The following is a 19,178-nucleotide window of genomic DNA, read 5'->3' as shown; positions in this document are numbered from 1 at the left end:
CGCCGGGCCCCGGCCCTCGCCCCGGCTTCCGGTCCCGACTCGCCGGACGCCCGTCCCCGGTGAACGACCCGCCCGGCATCGCGTACCCGGACCCGGCCCGGACCGCCGTACCGCCTCGCGCGGCCGAGCGTCACAGCCCGGCGCCGATCGCGCACGTCCCATCCCGGCAACCCCCGCTCGTCCAGCACCGTCACACACCCCCGATGTGCCCCGGTCCCAGCGCGCCGCCTCGCGCTGGGACCGGGCCGCCCCCGTAGCCCGCGCCGTATCGTCCCGCTCTCCAAAGGACTAGACCCATGACGGACCCGCACGACAAGCCCGCACCGGCGTCCTCCCTGCCACACTCCGGACCCGCCGGTACTGCGGAGAGCGGCACGACCGCAGAGCGTGCGACCACCGGCGCGCTGTTCGCCGCCTGGGCGGCCCGCACCCCGGACGCCCCGGCCCTCACGGACGGCCGGCGTACCTGGACCTACCGTCAACTCGCCGAGCGTGTCGACCGGTTGGCCGGACACCTCATACGCCGGGGCGCCGGGCCGGAGCGGGTGGTCGCCCTGGTGCTGCCGCGCTCCATGGAACTGATCGCCGCCGAACTGGCCGTCTCCCGCGCCGGCGCCGCCTTCCTGCCCGTGGACCCCGCCTACCCCGCCGAGCGCCGGACACTGATGCTTGCCGACGCCGCACCCGCCGTCATCCTCGACGACGCGGGCCGGGTGGGCGAGATACTCGACGGCCGGGACGGTGTGGGGTTCGCGGGGGAGCGGGGCGGGGAGCCGGGCGCCGGGGAGCGTGCCGGTGACGCCGTACCCGCCGTCTTCCTCGACGACGCGGGCCGGGGCGGCGGGGCGCTCGATGCCGGTGATGGGGCGGAGCCCTTGAGGGAGCGGGGCGGGGAGCCGGGCGCCGGGGGTGACAGCGCGGCGTACGTCATCTACACCTCCGGTTCCACCGGCACCCCCAAGGGCGTGACGGTCACCCACCGCGGCATCGGCGGTTTCGTCGCCGCCGCGGCCGAGCGGTACGCCGTGGGTCCCGGCGACCGTGTGCTCCAGTTCTCCTCGCCGAGCTTCGACGCCTCCGTCCTGGAGCTGTTCATCTCGGTGCTGTGCGGTGCCACCCTCGTCGTACCGCCGCACGGCCCCTGGCTCGGCGACGAACTCGCCGCTGTCCTGGACGAGCACCGCATCACCCACGCCCTGATCCCGCCGGCCGCGCTCGCCACCCTGCCCAGCCCCGCGACCGGTGCCGGGCGCCATCTGCGCACGCTGATCGTGGGCGCCGAAGCCTGCCCCGCCGGGCTCGTGGACCTCTGGGCACCCGGCCGCCGGATGATCAACTCCTATGGTCCGACCGAGGCCACCATCGTCGCCACCTGGACCGGGCCGCTCACCGCGGGCCGGGGGACCCCGACGATCGGCGGCGCCCTGCCGCACACCCGCGCGTATGTGCTCGACGCCGCGATGCGGCCTGTACCGTCCGGCAGCGACGGCGAGTTGTACGTGGGCGGTGACGCGGTGGCCCGCGGCTACCTCGGCCGGCCGGGCCTGACCGCAGCCCGCTTCGTCCCGGACCCCTTCGGGCCGGCCGGGGCCCGCCTCTACCGCACCGGGGACCGGGTCCGCCGGACCCCCGACGGGGAACTGGAGTTCCTGGGCCGCCTCGACCGGCAGGTGAAGATCCGCGGCTTCAGGATCGAGCCGGGCGAGATCGAGGCCGCCCTGCGCCAGGCCGGTGCCGGTGCCGTCGGCGAGGCCGTGGTCGTCGTACGCGAGGACGAGCCGGGCCACCAGCGCCTCGTCGGCTACGTCACCCCGGCCGCCCCGCAACCCGACGCGGCTCCCGCCTCGGCCGCCGCCCCGGTCCCCGCCGCTGCCCCTGCTTCGGCCACCGACCCCGCCTCGGTCGCCACCCCTGGCCCGGCCGCCCCCGCGCCCCACCCCCCACGCCCCCTCGACACCGCCGCCCTCCGTGCCGCCGTCGCCGCGCTGTTGCCCGCGCACATGGTCCCGGCCGCGGTCGTGGTGCTGGAGCGGATGCCGCTCACCCCGCAGAACAAGATCGACCGGCGGGCGCTGCCCGCGCCCGAGCGGACGGCCGCGGGCGGTCACGTGGCGCCGCGCACGGAGGAGGAGCGGGCGCTCGCGGCGATCTGGGCCGAAGTCCTGGGGGTGGCCGGGGTCGGCGTGACGGACGACTTCTTCGAGCTGGGCGGCGAGTCCATCCTCGCCGCCCGCCTCTTGTCCCGGATCCGCGAGGAACTGGGCGTCCGGCTGACCGTGCGGGACGTCTTCTCGGCGCGGACCATCGCCGCGCTCGCCCCGCTCCTCGCCGACCTCTCGGTCGCCGCGCCCCCCGAGCCGATCGCCCCGGCCCCGCGCGAGGGCGCGCTGCCGCTGTCCAGCGCGCAGCGGCGGCTGTGGTACCTGGACGACCTCAGCGAGGGCGGCACCGAGTACAACACCGGTGTGTCGCTGCGGCTGCGCGGCGCCCTGGACACGGACGCGCTGCGCCGGTCGCTGCACCGCCTCGCGGCCCGGCACGCCGCCCTGCGCACCACGTTCGCCACGGCGGAGGACGGACAGGGCGTCCAGCGGATCGCGGCCGAGCCGGACCTGCCCCTGCGCACCGCCGACGTCCGCGTCCTGCCCGCGGCGCGCCGCGCCGAAGCCGCCGAGGACCTGCTCACCGAGGAACTGCGCCGGCCCTACGACCTGGCGTCCGGGCCGCTCACCCGCGCCCTGCTGGTGCGGCTCGCCGACGAGGACCACCTGCTGCTCCTCGCCCAGCATCACATCGTCACCGACGGCTGGTCGGTGGGCATCCTCACCCGCGAACTCGCCGCCCTCTACCACGCCGAGACCACCGGCGAGCCGGACGGCCTGCCCCGACCCGGCGTGCAGTACCCGGACTTCGCGGTGTGGGAACGCCGGCAGCGGACCTCCGGCGCGGACGCCGCCGACCTCGCCTACTGGAAGCGGCACCTGGCCGGACTCCAGCACCTCGAACTGCCCACCGACCGGCCGCGTCCCGCGGTGCGCACCACCGCCGGAGCCGCCCACCGGCACCCGCTGCCCGCCGAACTGGTCACCCGGCTGCGCCAGTTGGCCACCGGACGCGGCACCACGGTGTTCACCCTGTTCGCGGGCGCCGCCGCGCTGCTGTTCGCCCGCTGTTCCGGCCAGCGGGACATCGCGTTCGGCACCGTCACCACCGGGCGCGGCCGGCGCGACCTGGAGGACGTGCCGGGCTTCTTCGCCAACACCGTGGTGCTCCGCGGCGAAGTGGACGAACGGGCCACCGTGGACCGGTTCGTGGAGACCATGCGGACGACGGTGCTGGAAGCCTTCGCCCACGACGGGGTGCCGTTCGACCGGGTCGTGGAGGAACTGGCCCCGCCCCGCGACCCCAGCCGCACCCCGCTGGTGCAGGCGCTCGTCGTACAGCAGACCGCCCTGCCCACCCCGCCGCGCTCCGGCGCGCTGCGCCTCGCGGAGCATCCGCTGCCCCGCCCGGCCGCGCGCTTCGACCTGGTCCTGGAGTTCACGCCGGAGGCGGACGGCGGCTGCGTGCTGACCGCCGAGTTCAACACGGACCTGTTCGAGGCGGCGACCGTGGCCCGCCTGACGGCCCATCTGCACCGCCTGCTGGAGGGCATGGCCGACGGTCCCGGCCGCCCGCTGGCCGAGCTGCCCATGCTCTCGGCCGAGGAGCAGCACACCCTGGTGGACACCTGGAACCCGCCCGCCCGCCGGTCCCGGAGCACCGGGCACGGCACGCTGCCCGAGCTGTTCCACGCGCAGGCGGCCCGCACCCCGGACCGTACCGCCGTCGTGTGCGCGGGCACCCGGCTCGACTACGCCGAGGTCGCCCGGCGCGCCAATCGGCTGGCCCGGCTGCTCATCGCGCGCGGCGCGGGACCCGAGACCCTGGTCGCGCTCTGCCTGCCGCGCACCGCCGACCTCGTGCCCGCGCTGTGGGCCGTGCTCACCGCGGGCGCCGGCTACCTGCCCGTCGACCCCGGCTACCCGGCCGAGCGGGTCCGGCTGATGCTCGGCGACGCCCGACCCGCCCTCGTCCTCGCCACCCGCGAGACCGCCGCCGCCCTGCCCGGCGACTGCGCACCGCTGCTGCTGGACGAGTGCGACGAGGCGGGGCAGGCCGACACGGACGTGACCGACGTCGACCGGCCGTCGCCGCTGCTGCCGGACCATCCCGCGTACGTCATCTACACCTCGGGCTCCACCGGCCGGCCCAAGGGCGTGGTGGTGACCCACCGCAGTGTCGCGGCGCTGGCCGCGTGGGCGGGCGAGCGGTTCGCGGACGCCGGACTGAGCCATGTCATCGCCTCCACCTCCCTCAACTTCGACGTGTCGGTGTTCGAGCTGCTGTGCCCGCTGACCGCCGGCGGCACGGTCGAGATGGTCGCCGATCTACCGGCCCTCGCCGACGGCTCCGGGCCCCGGCACGCCGGGCTGCTCAGCGGGGTGCCCTCCGTCGTCTCCCGCCTGCTCGCGGGCGGCAGCGCACCGCTGACCGCGGACACCGTCGTACTGGCCGGGGAGGCCCTGCCCGCGCAGACCCTGCACGAGCTGCGCGCCGCCATGCCCGCGGCCCGCCTCGCCAACATCTACGGCCCCACCGAGGCCACCGTGTACGCCACCGCCTGGTTCGCCGGTGACCGGCTGCCGGAACAGGCCCCGCCCATCGGCGAACCGGTCGCGCTCACCCGCGCCTACGTCCTGGACGGCCGCCTGCGGCCCCAGCCGCCCGGCGTCACCGGCGAGCTGTACCTGGGCGGCTGCGGCCTGGCCCGCGGCTATCTGCGGCGTCCCGGTCTGACCGCCGCCCGGTTCGTCGCCGACCCGTTCGGCGCGCCGGGGGAGCGGATGTACCGCACCGGAGACCTGGTGCGCCGCGGCGCCGACGGCCGGCTGGAGTACGTGGGCCGGATCGACCAGCAGGTCAAGGTGCGCGGCTTCCGCATCGAACTGGGCGAGGTGGAGGAGGCGCTGCGCGGCTGCGCGGGCGTGGCCGAGGCCGCGGCCACCGCCGTCACCGGCGACGGCGAGGACCACCGGCGCCTGGTCGGCTACGTCGTCCCGGCCGCCGGCGAGCGGGTGGAACCGGAGGCCGTGCGCCGCGAACTCGGCCGGACCCTGCCCGACTACATGGTCCCCTCGACGGTCGTCGTACTGGAGAACCTGCCGCTCGGCCCGAACGGCAAGGTGGACCGGGGCCGGCTGCCCGATCCGGGTCCCGCCGTGCGCGCCGTCCAGCACGTCGCGCCCCGCACCCCCACCGAACGCGCGCTCGCCGCGATCTGGGCCGAGGTGCTGCGCGTCGAACGCATCGGCGTCGACGACAACTTCTTCGAACTCGGCGGCGACTCGATCCTCAGCATCCAGGTCGTGGCCCGCGCCCGGCAGAACGGCCTGGCCCTGACCTCACGGGACGTCTACCGGCACCAGACGGTCGCCGCCCTGGGCCGCTGCGCGGACGCCGCGGGCGGGCTCCGCGCCACCGCCCCGGCAGCGGAGACGGCCACCGGCACGGCCCCGCTGACCCCGATCCAGCACTGGCTGTTCGGCGCCCCCGTGCACGACGCCGGGCACTTCTCCCAGGCGCTGTCCGTCCAGGTGCCCGACGACCTGGACCCGGCCGCGCTGGAGGACGCGCTGAACGACCTCGTCGCCCACCACGACGCCCTGCGCTCCCGGTTCGCCGCCACCGGCGAACCGGACGGCGAGGTCCTGTGGTTCATCGACGCGCACACGCCCCGGCTCCGACTCGCCCGGCACACCGGCCCGGACACGGACACCCCGCACTTCGGGCCGTTCGACCTGGCCCGCGGACCGCTGCTGCGCGCCGTGCTGCACGACACCGCGCCCGGCCGGCCCCGGCTGCTGCACCTCGCCGTCCACCACCTGGTGGTCGACGGCGTGTCCTGGCGGGTGCTGCTGGAGGACCTCGACCGCGCCTACCGGGCCCGCCGCACCGGCGCCGACGGCACCGCGGCGCTGCCCGCGAAGTCCTCGCCGCTGCGCCAGTGGGCCCGCCGGCTGGCCGCCCACGCGGCGGACGGCGGCTTCGAGGACGAGCGGGAGTACTGGGCCCGCGCCGTCCCGGACACCGGACCGCTGGTGCCGACCGGGCCCGAGCACGGCGCCAACACGTACGCCTCGCAGCGCGCGGTCACCGTACGGCTGGGCCCCGAGGACACCTCGGTCCTGCTGCACACCCTGCCCGACACCTACCGCACCCAGGTCAACGACGTCCTGCTCAGCGCCCTCGGCCGGGCCCTGTGCGCCTGGAGCGGCCGGGACCGGGTGGTGGTCGACGTCGAGGGGCACGGCCGCGAGGAACTCTTCCCCGAACTGGACATCAGCCGCACGGTCGGCTGGTTCACCACCCGCTACCCCGTCGCGCTCACCGCCCTTGGTGACGACTGGGACGCCGTACTGAAGCGGGTCAAGGAGCAGCTGCGCGCGATACCCCGGCACGGCCTCGGCCACGACGCGCTACGCCATCTGACCGGACCCGGCGGGGACTTCGCCACCCCGGACGCGCAGATCAGCTTCAACTACCTGGGCCGGATGGGGCTGCTGACCGAACCCGGCGGGCTGTACCGGGGCACTGCCCGGCCGCTGGAACTGGACGCCGACCCGGCGGCCGAGCGCCCGCACGCCCTGGAGGTCGTCGGCCAACTCGTCGGCGAACAACTGGAGTTCACCTGGTTCTACTCGGACCGGCTGCACGACGAGGACACCATCGGGGCACTCGCCGGACGCTTCGCCGACGCGCTCGCGGACCTGGCCCGGTTCGCCGCCCGGCCCGGAACCGCCGGGCGCACCCCGTCCGACTTCCCGCTGGCCCGGCTCGACCAGGACGCCGTGGACCGGGTCACCGGCCCGGACCCGGCGGCCGTGGCGGACGTCCTGCCGCTCACCCCCACCCAGGCCGGCATGCTGTTCCACGGCCTGTCCCAGGACGACCGCGGCGTCTACTTCCAGCAGCTCACCTTCGACCTCGACGGCGTGCCCGACCCGAGCGCCCTCGCCGCCGCCTGGCAGCAGGTCACCGACCGCGCCGAGGTGCTGCGCGGCCGGGTCGTCTGGCAGGACGTGCCCGAGCCGCTGCTCGTGGTGGAGCGGCACGCGGCCCTGCCCGTCACCCACCTCGACTGGCGGGGTCTGACAGAGCCGGAGCGGCGCGCCCGCCTCGACGAACTCCTGGCCCGCGACCGCGCCGAGGGCATCGACCTCGGCCGGGCCCCGCTCCAGCGCCTGCTCCTCGCCCGCGTCTCCGACACCGCCGTGCGCGTGGTGTGGTCCTTCCACCACCTGCTGCTCGACGGCTGGAGCCTGTTCCAGGTCCTCTCCGACGTCTTCGCCCTGCACGGCGGCGACGGCCCGGACGCCCTCCCGCACCGCCCGCCCTACCGGGACTACCTCGCCTGGCTGCGCGACCGCGACACCGAGGCCGCCGAACGGCACTGGCGGCACCGGCTGACCGGCCTGACCGAGGCCACCGCGCTGCCGTACGACCGCGAGCCGCGCGAGAGCCACCGCGCCGAGTCCACCCACGCCGTGCGGGTCACCCTGCCCGAGGCCACCAGCCGGGCCCTTGAGGAACTGGCGCGGACCTCCGGACTGACCCTCAACACCCTGGTGCAGGGTGCCTGGGCGCTGCTGCTGGCCCGGCAGTCCGGCCGGGACGAGGTGGTGTTCGGCACCACCGTGTCCGGCCGGCCGCCCGAGCTGCCCGGCGCCGAAGCCATGACCGGCCTGTTCATCACCACCCTGCCGACCCGGACCGCCGTCCCCGGCCACGGCACCCTGCTCGACTGGCTGCGCGCCATCCAGCACGACCAGAGCGAGGACCGGCGCTTCGACCACCTGCCGCTCACCAGGCTGCGCGCCTTCACCGAACTGCCGGAACGCGTCGGGCTGTTCGACAGCATCGTGGTCTTCGAGAACTACCCGGTGGACGACGACCTCGCCGCCGCCCACGGGCCGCGCGTGAGCGGCCTGGAGGGCATCGAGACCACCAACTACCCGCTGAGCCTCACCGCTTATCCGGGGCCCGAGCTGACCCTGCGCCTGGGCTACGACCCCGACCTGTTCGACGCGGGGACCGCCGAGCGGCTGGCCGAGTACCTGCGCGTGCTCCTCGCGGGGATGCCCGACGGCACCCGGCGCCCGCCCGCCCGGCTCCCGCTGCTCACCCCCGAGCGCCGCGAGCAGGTGCTGCGCGCCTGGAACGACACCGCCACCGAACGGACCGCCGCCACCACCGCCGGCCTCTTCGCCGCGCAGGCGCGCCGCACCCCCGACGCGGTCGCCCTGGAAGCCGGCGACGAGCACCTCACCTACCGCGAACTCGACGCCCGAGCCGCCCGGTTGGCGGCCCGCCTGACCGGCTTCGGGGTACGCCCGGAGACCCCGGTCGGCGTGCTGATGGACCGGTCCGTGACACTGATCGTCACCCAGCTGGCCCTCGCCCGCACGGGCGGGGTGTACGTGCCGCTGGACGGCCGGGCACCGGCCGGGCGGCTGCGCCGGATGCTGGCCGAGGCCGGCGCCGCCCTGCTGCTCACCGACGCCGCCCGCGAGGAGACGGCCCGCCAGCTGCTGCCCGGCGGCGGTGTGCTGCGCGCCGACCGCGTTGCGGACCCGGACGGACCCGCCCCCGACGGGCCGCCGCCCGCCGTCCACCCCGACAACGTCCAGTACCTGATGTTCACCTCCGGCTCCACCGGCATCCCCAAGGGCGTCGCGGTACGCCAGCGGGACGTCGCCGCCCTCGCCCTCGACCGCGCCTTCGCCGGGCACGACCGGGTCCTCGTCCACTCGCCGCACGCCTTCGACGCCGCCACCTACGAGGTCTGGGTGCCGCTGCTGCGCGGCGGCACGGCCGTCCTCGCGCCGGCCGCCGACCTGGACGCCGCCCAGGTGCGCACGGCCATCACGGAACAGCGGGTGAGCTGCCTGTGGCTGACCGCCGGACTCTTCCGGCTCCTCGCCCAGGAGGACCCCGGCTGCCTGCGCGGCGCCCGCGAGGTGTGGACCGGCGGCGAGGCGGTGCCGGGCGCGGTGGTGCGCCGGGTACTGGACGCCTGCCCCGGCCTGACCGTGGTGGACGGCTACGGCCCCACCGAGACCACCACCTTCGCCACCCGCCGCGCCTTCCGCTCCGGCGACCCGCTGCCCGCCGTACTGCCCATCGGCCGCCCGCTGGACGACATGCGCGCTTACGTCCTGGACGCCGCTCTCCAGCCGCAGCCGCCGGGCATCCCCGGCGAGCTGTACCTCGCGGGCGCCGGCCTGGCCCGCGGCTACGCCGGCCGGCCCGGCGCCACCGCCGCCCGCTACCTCGCCGACCCCTTCGGGCCGCCCGGAACGCGGATGTACCGCACCGGCGACATCGTGCGCTGGAGCGCCGACGGCGAACTGCACTTCGTCGGCCGCGCGGACGACCAGATCAAGATCCGCGGCTTCCGTGTCGAACCCGCCGAGATCGAGGCCCGGCTCACCGCCCACCCCGCCGTCGCCGAGGCCGTCGTCTCCCTCTACTCGGACGCCGGGCGCAAACGGCTGGCCGCCCACCTCGTGCCGGCCGGTGACGCGGCGCCGGGCGCCGCCGAACTCCGCGCCCACCTGGCCGACGGCCTGCCCGACTACATGCTGCCCGCCGCGTTCGTCACCGTGCCCGAGCTGCCGCTGACCGCCAACGGCAAGGTCGACCGGCGCCGGCTGCCCGCACCCGACTGGTCGGCCGGATCCGAGCGCGCCCACCGCGCCCCGCGCACCGACGCCGAGCGGCTCCTCGCCGGGATCTGGTCGGAACTGCTGGGCGTGGCACGGGTCGGCGTCGACGACAACTTCTTCATGCTGGGCGGCGACTCGATCCTCAGCATCCAGGTCGTCTCCCGCGCCCGCGCCGCCGGACTCACCCTCACCCCGCGCGACCTGTTCAAGCACCCCACGGTGGCCGGACTCGCCGCCGCGGGCGGCTCCGCCGCGCCCGCCGTCGCGGGCAGCGGACCGGTCAGCGGGGCGGCGGACCTCACCCCGATCCAGCACTGGTTCCTCGACCCGCGGCCCGCGCACGCCGACTTCTTCGACCAGTCCGTCGTCGTCGAGGCGGCGGGCCCGGTGGACGAGGACGCCCTGCGCCGCGCCCTCACCGCCCTGTGGACCCACCACGACGCCCTGCGCGCCCGCTTCACCACCGCCGCCGACGGCACCTGGCGGCAGGACGTCCCCGCCGCCGACGCCCCGGCGCCCGACCTGCTCCAGGTCCACGACCCGCGGGCCGAGGAACTCGTCACCGCCGCCGCGCACGCCGGACTCCGGCTGGCGACGGGACCGCTGTTCACCGCCCGCCTGTTCACCGCCGACGGCACCCGGCCCGCCCGGCTGCTGCTGGTCGCCCACCACCTGCTGGTCGACGGCGTCTCCTGGCGCGTCCTGCTGGAAGATTTGGAGACCGCCTACCGGCAGGCCGCGTCGGGGGAGCCCGTACGACTGCCCGCCCGCACCACCTCCGCGCACGAGTGGGCCCGGCGGCTGCGCGACCACGCCGGTGCCTTCGCCGCCGGGCTCGACCACTGGGAGCGGACCGCCCGGCACTGTGCCGACCCGCTGCCCGCGGACGGCACCGGCGGCAACACCATGGCCGACGTCCGCGAGGTGACCGTACGGCTGGACGGCGACCGCACCGACGCCCTGCTGCGCCGCGTCCCCGGTGTCTACCGCACCCGCGTCGACGACGTCCTGCTCACCGCGCTGGGCCGGGTCCTCGCCGACTGGACCGGCCGCGAGACCGTCGCCGTCGGACTGGAGGGCCACGGCCGCGAGGACCAGCTGTTCGAGGACGTCGACCTGTCCCGCACCGTCGGCTGGTTCACCTCCCTCTACCCGGTCGCCCTCACCGTCCCGGCCGGCGACTGGGGCACCGCCCTGAAGGCCGTCAAGGAACAGCTGCGCGCCGTACCGGACCGGGGCCTCGGCTACGGCGTCCTGCGCCACCTCGTCCGCGAGCCCCGGCTCACCGGCACACCCGAGCCCGCCATCAGCTTCAACTACCTGGGCCGCTTCGACTGGTCCGGGGCCGGCGGCACCCTGGTCGGGGCGGTGCCCGGCGGCCTGGGCGGCGCCGAGGCACCCGGCACCGAACGCCCGCACCTGCTGGACGTGGTGGCCCGCGTCGAGGCCGACCGGCTGGAGATCACCTGGTACTACAGCGCCGCACGGCACCACGAGGAGACGGTCACCGCGCTCGCCGAGGGCGTGCTGCGGGCGCTCGGCGACATCGTCGCGCACTGCGCGGGCCCGGACGCCGGCGGCCGTACCCCGTCGGACTTCCCGCTGGCCCGCCTGGACCAGGCGGCCGTCGACCGCGTCGCCGGTACCGGCCGGGACGTCGCGGACATCTACCCGCTCACCCCGATGCAGGCCGGCATGCTGTTCCACAGCCTGCTCGACCCGGCCGGCCGCACCTACGTCAACCAGGTGCAGCTCGTCCTGAACGGGGTCACCGACCCGCGGGCACTCGCCGAGGCGTGGCAGCAGACCGCCGACGCCAACCCGGTCCTGCGCACCCACCTGGTGTGGCAGGAGACCCCGCGGCCGCTCCAGGTCGTCCGGCACCGCGCCACCGTGCCCGTCACCCACCACGACTGGTCCGGCCGCACCGCGGACGACCTGGACCGGCTGCTCGCCGAGGACCGGGAGCGGGGCATCGACCTGGGCGCCGCGCCGCTGATGCGGCTCACCCTGATCCGGCTCGCCCCCGACCGGGTCCGCCTGGTGTGGACGTTCCACCATGTCCTGCTCGACGGCTGGAGCGCGGCCCAGGTCTTCGACGAGGTCTGCGAGCGGTACGCCGCGCTCACCTCCGGGCGCCGCCCCCAACTGCCCGAACGCAGGCCGTTCGCCGACTACCTGCGCTGGCTCGCCGGACAGGACACCGAGCGCGCCGAACGGCACTGGCGGACCGCCCTCGCCGGCTTCCAGGCCCCCACCGAACTGCCCCGCGACCGGCGGCCCGCCGAGGCCCACCGCGCCTCCTCCTGCGACACCGTGCGGATGACCCTCGACCCGGACGTCTCGGCACGGCTGCGCGAGACGGCCCAGCACGCGGGCCTCACCCTGAACACGGTCCTCCAGGGCGCCTGGGCGCTGCTGCTGTCCCGCTACGGCGGCGGCAGCGACGTGGTGTTCGGTACGACCGTCTCCGGCCGGCCCGCCGAACTGCCCGGCGTCACCTCGATGGTGGGCCTGTTCATCAACACCCTGCCCACCCGCGCCCGCGTCGACGGCGAGCGCCCGCTGCTGGAGTGGCTGCGCGAACTCCAGGCCGCCCAGTCCGAGGCCCGCCGCCACGACTTCGTCTCGCTGGCCCAGTTGCAGTCCTGGAGTGAAGTACCCGGCGGCACCGGCCTGTTCGACTCCATCCTGGTCTTCGAGAACTACCCGTTCGACGAGCACGCCCTGTCCCGGCACGGCCTGTCCATGGAGCAGGAACGCGACCTGGAACCGACGAACTACCCGCTCAGCGTCGTCGTCGCACCCGGCGACACCCTCGCCGTGAACCTGGACTACGACCCGGCCGCCTTCGACGCCCCGGCGGTACGGGCACTCGGCGAGAGCCTGCGCACCCTGCTGACCGGCATGGCCGACGACCCCGGCCGCACCCTCGCCGAACTGCCCCTGCTCGATACGGCCGGGGCACGGGCGCTGGTGGACCGCCTCGGCGGACCCCTGGCCGCCCTCCCGCGGGACACCCTGCCCGACGCGTTCGCCCGGCAGGTCGCGCGCACCCCGCACGCCCCGGCCGTCCGCCACGGCGACCAGTGCCTCACCTACGCCGAACTCGACGCCCGCGCCAACCGGCTGGCCCGCCGCCTCATCGCCGTCGGCGCCGGGCCCGAGCGCTTCGTCGCCCTGTGCCTGCCCCGCACCGCCGACCTGATCGTGGCGCTCCTCGCGGTCCTCAAGAGCGGCGCCGGATACCTGCCGGTCGACCCCCAGTACCCGGCCGAGCGCGTCGCGTTCCTCTTCGAGGACGTACGGCCCGACGCCGTGATCACCGCCGCCGCGACCGCCGGCCGGCTGCCCGAGGGGCCGTTCACCCGGATCCTGCTGGACGAGGAGCCGGACACCCGGACGCCGGACACCCCGGTCGGCGACGGCGAACGCCGCACCGTCCTGCTGCCCGGCCACCCCGCCTACGTGATCCACACCTCCGGTTCGACCGGCCGCCCCAAGGGCGTCGTCGTCAGCCACGCCTCCGTCCTCGCCCTGACCGACTGGGCGGCGGCCGAGTTCACCGGCCGCGGCCTCGCCCATGTGATCGCCTCCACCTCGCTCAACTTCGACGTGTCGGTGTTCGAGATCTTCGCCCCGCTGCTGGCCGGCGGCTGCGTCGAGGTCGTCCGCGACCTGCTGGCCCTCGCCGAGCGCCCCGGGCCCTGGCGGGCCGGGCTGCTCAGCGCGGTGCCCTCGGCACTGGACCGGCTGCTCGCCGAGGACGCCGTACGGATCACCGCCGACACCGTCGTCCTCGCGGGGGAGGGACTGCCCGCCCGGACCGTGCGCCGGGTCCGGGAAGCCGTCCCCGGCAGCGAGATACGCAACATCTACGGGCCCACCGAGGCCACCGTCTACGCCACCGCCTTCACCTGCGACCCCGCCGACCCCGACCGCGACCCGCCGATCGGACGGCCGCTCGGCGGCGCCCGCGCCTACGTGCTGGACGAGCGGATGCGCCCGGTGCCCGTGGGCGCGCCCGGTGAGCTGTTCCTCGCCGGGACCGGTGTCGCCCGCGGCTATCTGCGCCGTCCCGGTCTGACCGCCTCCCGGTTCCTGCCCGACCCGTTCGGCCCGGCGGGAAGCCGCATGTACCGCACCGGCGACCGGGTCCGCTGGACGGCCGGCGGCGACCTGCGCTACCTCGGCCGCGGCGACGACCAGGTGAAGGTGCGCGGCTTCCGCATCGAACTCGGCGAGGTGGAGGCCGCGCTGACCCGCCACCCGGCCGTGGCGGCGGCAGCGGCCCGTGTGGTGGAGCAGGACGGCCACCGCCGGCTCGTCGGCTACGCGGTGCCCCGTACGGGCGGCCTGCCGGACCCCGCCGAACTGCGCGCCTTCCTCGCCCGCAGCCTCCCCGACCACCTGGTCCCCGCCCTGGTCGTACCGCTGGAGCGGCTGCCGCTCGGCGCCACCGGCAAGCTCGACCGGCGGGCCCTGCCCGCCCCCGAGCGGGCCGCGTCCACCGTCGGCACCCGAGCGGGCCGCCCACCGCGTACCGCGGCGGAGCACACCCTCGCGGCCATCTGGACCGAGGTGCTGGGCGTGCCCGAAGTAGGCGCGGACGACAACTACTTCACGCTCGGCGGCGACTCGATCCTCGGCATCCAGATCGTCTCCGCCGCCCGCCGGGCCGGTCTCGCGCTGACCCCCCGGCACCTGTTCACCCACCAGACCCTCGCCGAACTCGCCGCCGCCGCCGAGCAGGTGCCGGACGGCGCCGCAACCGTCACCGCCGAGCAGGGCCCGGTGACCGGCGACGCCCCGCTCACCCCCGTACAGCACTGGCTGCTCGACACGCTCACCGGGAATCCCGCGCACTTCAGCCAGACGGTCTCCTTCGAACTGGCCGACGACCCCGACGAGACGCTGCTGCGGGCCGCCCTCGCCGCCGTACTGGAGCACCACGACGCGCTGCGGCACCGCTTCGAGCTGGGCGGGGACGGGCGGTGGCGGCAGTACGGCACCGCGCCCGGCGACACCGCCGCGCACCTGGAGGTGCACCGGGACGCGGAGCCGCGCGAGGTGGCCGCCGCCCTCGGCGCCGGGTTCGACCTGGCCCGCGGGCCGCTGCTGCGCGCCGCCCTGTGCCGGCCGGGCGGCTCCGGACGGCCGGTGCTGCTGCTCGCCGCCCACCACCTCGTCGTGGACGCCGTGTCCTGGCAGATCCTCCTGGAGGACCTGGAGACCGCCTACCACGCCCTGCGGGACGGCGCACGGCCCGGACTCGGCGCCAAGAGCACCTCGTTCCAGGCGTGGGCCCGGCGGCTCGCCGCGCACACCGAGGCGGGCGGCTTCGACACCGAACTCGCCCACTGGCAGAGCATGGAGACCGGCATCACCCTGCCGGCCGACCGCACCGGCGGCGCGAACACCGCCGGCACCGAGGAGAGCGTGACCGCCGGACTCGGCGCCGAGGAGACCCGCCGCCTGCTCCAGGACGTCCCGGACGCGTACCGCACCCGCGTCAACGACGTCCTGCTCACCGCGCTGGGCCGGGTCCTGGCCCGCTGGACGGGCCGGGACCGGGTGGCCCTCACCCTGGAGGGCCACGGCCGCGAGGAACTCCTCGACGGCACCGACCTCGCCCGCACCGTGGGCTGGTTCACCACGGTGTACCCGGTCGCCCTGGACGTGCCCCGCGGCGCGGACACCGGCGCCGTACTGAAGTCCGTCAAGGAGAACCTGCGGGCCGTACCGCACGGCGGCCTCGGCTACGGCGCGCTGCGCCACCTGCACCCCACGGCCGGCGCCGCGCTGCCCGCGCTGCCGCCGGTGTGCTTCAACTACCTCGGCCGGCAGGACCGGAACCCCGCACCCGGTGGCCTGCTGGGCGCACCCCACGGCGACGGCCTCAGCGGCGGCATGGACCGCGCCGCGGACCGCCCCTATCTGCTGGACGTCCTCGGCCGGGTCACCGGCGACCGGCTGGAGTTCACCTGGTCGTACTCCCGCGAGGTGCACCGGCGCGAGACCGTCTCCCGGCTCGCGGCCGAACTCGCCGACGAGCTGCGGGAGATCGTCCGGCACTGCGCCGAGCCCGGCGCCGGCGGCCGCACCCCCTCCGACTTCCCGCTCGCGCCCCTGGACCAGGCCGCCGTCGACCGGCTCGCCGGCGACGGGACGGACGTCACGGACGTGTACCCGCTCACGCCCACCCAGACCGGCATGGTGATGCACGGCCTGGACGAAGCCGAACACGGCCTGTACATCGAGCAGATCACCTTCGTGGCGGACGGCGCCCGCGATCCGGGTACGCTCGCCGCGGCCTGGCAGCACGTCGTCGACCGCACTCCGGTGCTGCGCACCTCCGTCGCCCTGCACGGCGTCCCCGTACCGCTCCAGGTCGTCCACCGGGACGTGACCCTGCCGGTCACCGAGCACGACTGGAGCGCCCTGCCCGAGGAGCGGCGGGAGGCGGAGCTGGAGCGGCTGCTCGCGGACGAGCGGGCCCGCGGCCTCGCCCTGGAGCGCGCCCCGCTGCTGCGGCTCGCCCTGGTGCGGCTCGGCCCGGACGCGGTACGGGTCGTATGGACCTTCCACCACGTCCTGCTGGACGGCTGGAGCGTCTTCCACGTCCTGTCCGACGTACTGGCCGCCCACCAGGCCCTGGTGAGGAGCGAGCGGCCCCGGCTTCCCGAGCGCCGCCCGTTCGCGGACTACGCCGCCTGGCTGGCCGCCCGCGCCACCGGTCCCGCCGAAGACCACTGGCGCGGGGTCCTGTCCGGCCTGCGCACCCCGACCCCGCTGCCGTACGACCGCAGGCCCGCCCCCGGCACCACGGCCCGCTCGGGCAACTGGCTGTCGCAGCGCCTCGGCGCCGAGGAGACGCGCCGGCTCCAGGAGTTCGCCCGCCGGCACCGGCTCACCCTGAACACCCTGGTGCAGGGCGCCTGGGCGCTGCTGCTGGCCCGGTGGAGCGGGGAGGCGGAGGTGTGCTTCGGCACCACCGTCTCCGGGCGGCCGGCCGACCTGCCCGGCGCCGACACCATCACCGGCCTGTTCATCACCACGCTGCCCGCCCGGATCGCCGTCGACGGCGGCGCGCCGGCGGCCGGCTGGCTGCGCGCGGTGCAGCAGGCGCGGGCGGAGGACCGGCGCCACGACCACCTGCCGCTCAACGCACTGCACGCCCTGACCGAACTGCCGCCCGGCACCGGCCTGTTCGACAGCCTGGTGGTGTTCGAGAACTATCCCGTCGGTGACGCGACCGCGGGCGCCCACGGGCTCGCCCTGCGCGACCTGGACGCCCGCGAGGCCACCAACTACCCGCTGACCGTGGTGGTCTCGCCCGGCGACCGGCTGGCCGTCGAACTCGGCTACGACCCCCGGTACTTCGACACGCACACGGCGGACGCGCTGGCCGCGCAGCTGCTGCACACCCTGCACACCCTGGCGGGCACGGACGGCACCGCCCGCCTCGACGACCTCGACGTGCTGCCGCCCGCACAGCGCGAGCGGCTGCTGCGCGGGCCCAGCCGCCCGGAGACCGGCGAGGTGTCCGCCGTCACCCTGCCCGCCCTCGTGGAGGCCGCCGCCGACCGCCGGCCGGACGCGCCCGCGCTCGCCGCGCCCGGTCTGCTGCTCACCTTCGCCGAGGCGGAGGCGCGGGCCAACCGGCTGGCGCACCGGCTCATCGCCCGCGGCGCCGGCCCCGGCGACCTCGTCGCGCTGCTGCTGCCCCGCTCCGTGGACATGGTGCTGGCCCAGCTCGCGGTGGCCAAGGCGGGCGCCGCGTTCCTGCCCGTGGACCCCGCCTACCCCGAGGAGCGGATCGCGCTGATGCTGCGCGACGCGGCCCCCGCCCTGACCCTCGACGCCAAGGAGATCGCCGCCCTGCTCGCCGCGGACCCGGACGAGGTCCCCGGACACCGGCCCGGCGACGCCGACCGCAGGCGCCCGCTGGACCTGGACGACGCGGCCTACGTCATCTACACCTCCGGCTCCACCGGCACCCCGAAGGGCGTCGTCGTCACCCATCGCGGGCTCGCCGCGTTCTCCGCCGCCGAGGCCGCTCACTACCAGGTGGCCGAGGGCGACCGGGTGCTGGCCTTCGCCACCCCCAGCTTCGACGCCTCCGTGCTGGAGCTGTGCATGTCCCTGCCGCACGGCGCCCGGCTCGTCGTCCCGCGCCCCGGACCGCTGCTCGGCGCCGAACTCGCCGACGTCCTGCGGGCCGAGCGCATCACCCACACCTTGCTGCCGCCGGCCGCGCTCGCCACCCTGCCGCCCGGCACACCGGGCACCCTGCCGGACCTGAAGACCCTGATCGTCGGCGCCGAGGCGTGCGGGGCCGACCTCGTGGCCCGCTGGGCGCCGCACCACCGCATGGTCAACTCCTACGGACCCACCGAGGCCACCGTCGTCGCCACCTGGTCGGCGCCGCTGGCCGCGGACGGCGGCGCGCCTCCCATCGGGCGCCCGCTGCCCGCCACCGGCGCCTACGTCCTCGACGCCCGGCTGCGGCCGGTGCCCGACGGCGTCGCGGGAGAACTCTGGCTCTCGGGACCGGCGCTGGCCCGCGGCTACCTCGGCCGCCCCGGACTGACCGCCGCCCGGTTCACCGCCGACCCGTTCGGGCCGCCCGGCACCCGCATGTACCGCACCGGCGACCTGGTGCGCCGCGACAGCGGGGGCGAACTGCGCTACCTGGGGCGCACCGACCACCAGCTCACGCTGCGCGGCCACCGCATCGAGGCGGGCGAGGTCGAGGCGGCCCTGGTGCGCCACCCGGACGTGCTGGACGCGGTGGTGACCGTACGCGAGGACGAACCCGGCCTGCCGCGGCTGGTCGCCCACCTGCTCACCGCCCCCGGCGCCGAACCTCCGGCCGGGACCGAACTGCGGGCCCTGGCCGCCCGGTTCCTGCCGGGCCACATGGTCCCGTCGGCGTTCGTGGCGCTCGACCGGTTCCCGCTCACCGAGAACGGCAAGACCGACCGGGCGGCCCTGCCCGCACCGGCGCCGGACGAGGAGCGCGGCAGGGCCGAGTACGTGGCACCGCGCACGCCCACCGAGGAGGCGCTGGCGGCCATCTGGGAGGAGACCCTCCAGACGGCCGTGGGCGCCGAGGACGACTACTTCCTGCTCGGCGGCGACTCCATGCGCGCCCTGCTCATCGCCTCCCGCGCCAACGACGCGTTCGCCGTCACGCTCACCCCCCGCGACGTCCTGGTCTCCCGCACCGTCGCCGCCCTCGCGGACGTGGTGGAGGACCAGATCCTGAGCGAACTGGAGGACGCCGCGTACGGCGACACCGGATTCGACAGCGCCGCGTCCGGCGCCGACGACCTCGGTGCCGGCCCCGACGGCACCGGCCCCGACGACGAAGACGCCGCGCTCGGCGGCAACGACCACGAACGGTGA

General features: G+C 76.2%; 1 protein-coding gene. It reads left to right on the top strand.

What is annotated here, in order from left to right; translation table 11 throughout:
• Positions 1-296: 296 nt before the first annotated feature.
• Positions 297-19,178: a non-ribosomal peptide synthetase gene (locus HZZ00_RS22165; RefSeq protein WP_180328076.1), complete on the top strand. Its 18,882-nt coding sequence runs from the start codon at positions 297-299 to the stop codon at positions 19,176-19,178.

It is taken from the genome of Streptomyces sp. NEAU-sy36, assembly GCF_013423905.1.
GTDB lineage: Bacteria > Actinomycetota > Actinomycetes > Streptomycetales > Streptomycetaceae > Streptomyces > Streptomyces misionensis.
This window is presented reverse-complemented; position numbering and strand designations above follow the sequence as displayed.

Bases quoted from the DNA above. Each gene is read 5' to 3' on its own strand.
- HZZ00_RS22165 (WP_180328076.1), top strand. From the start codon at position 297: ATGACGGACCCGCACGACAAGCCCGCACCGGCGTCCTCCCTGCCACAC.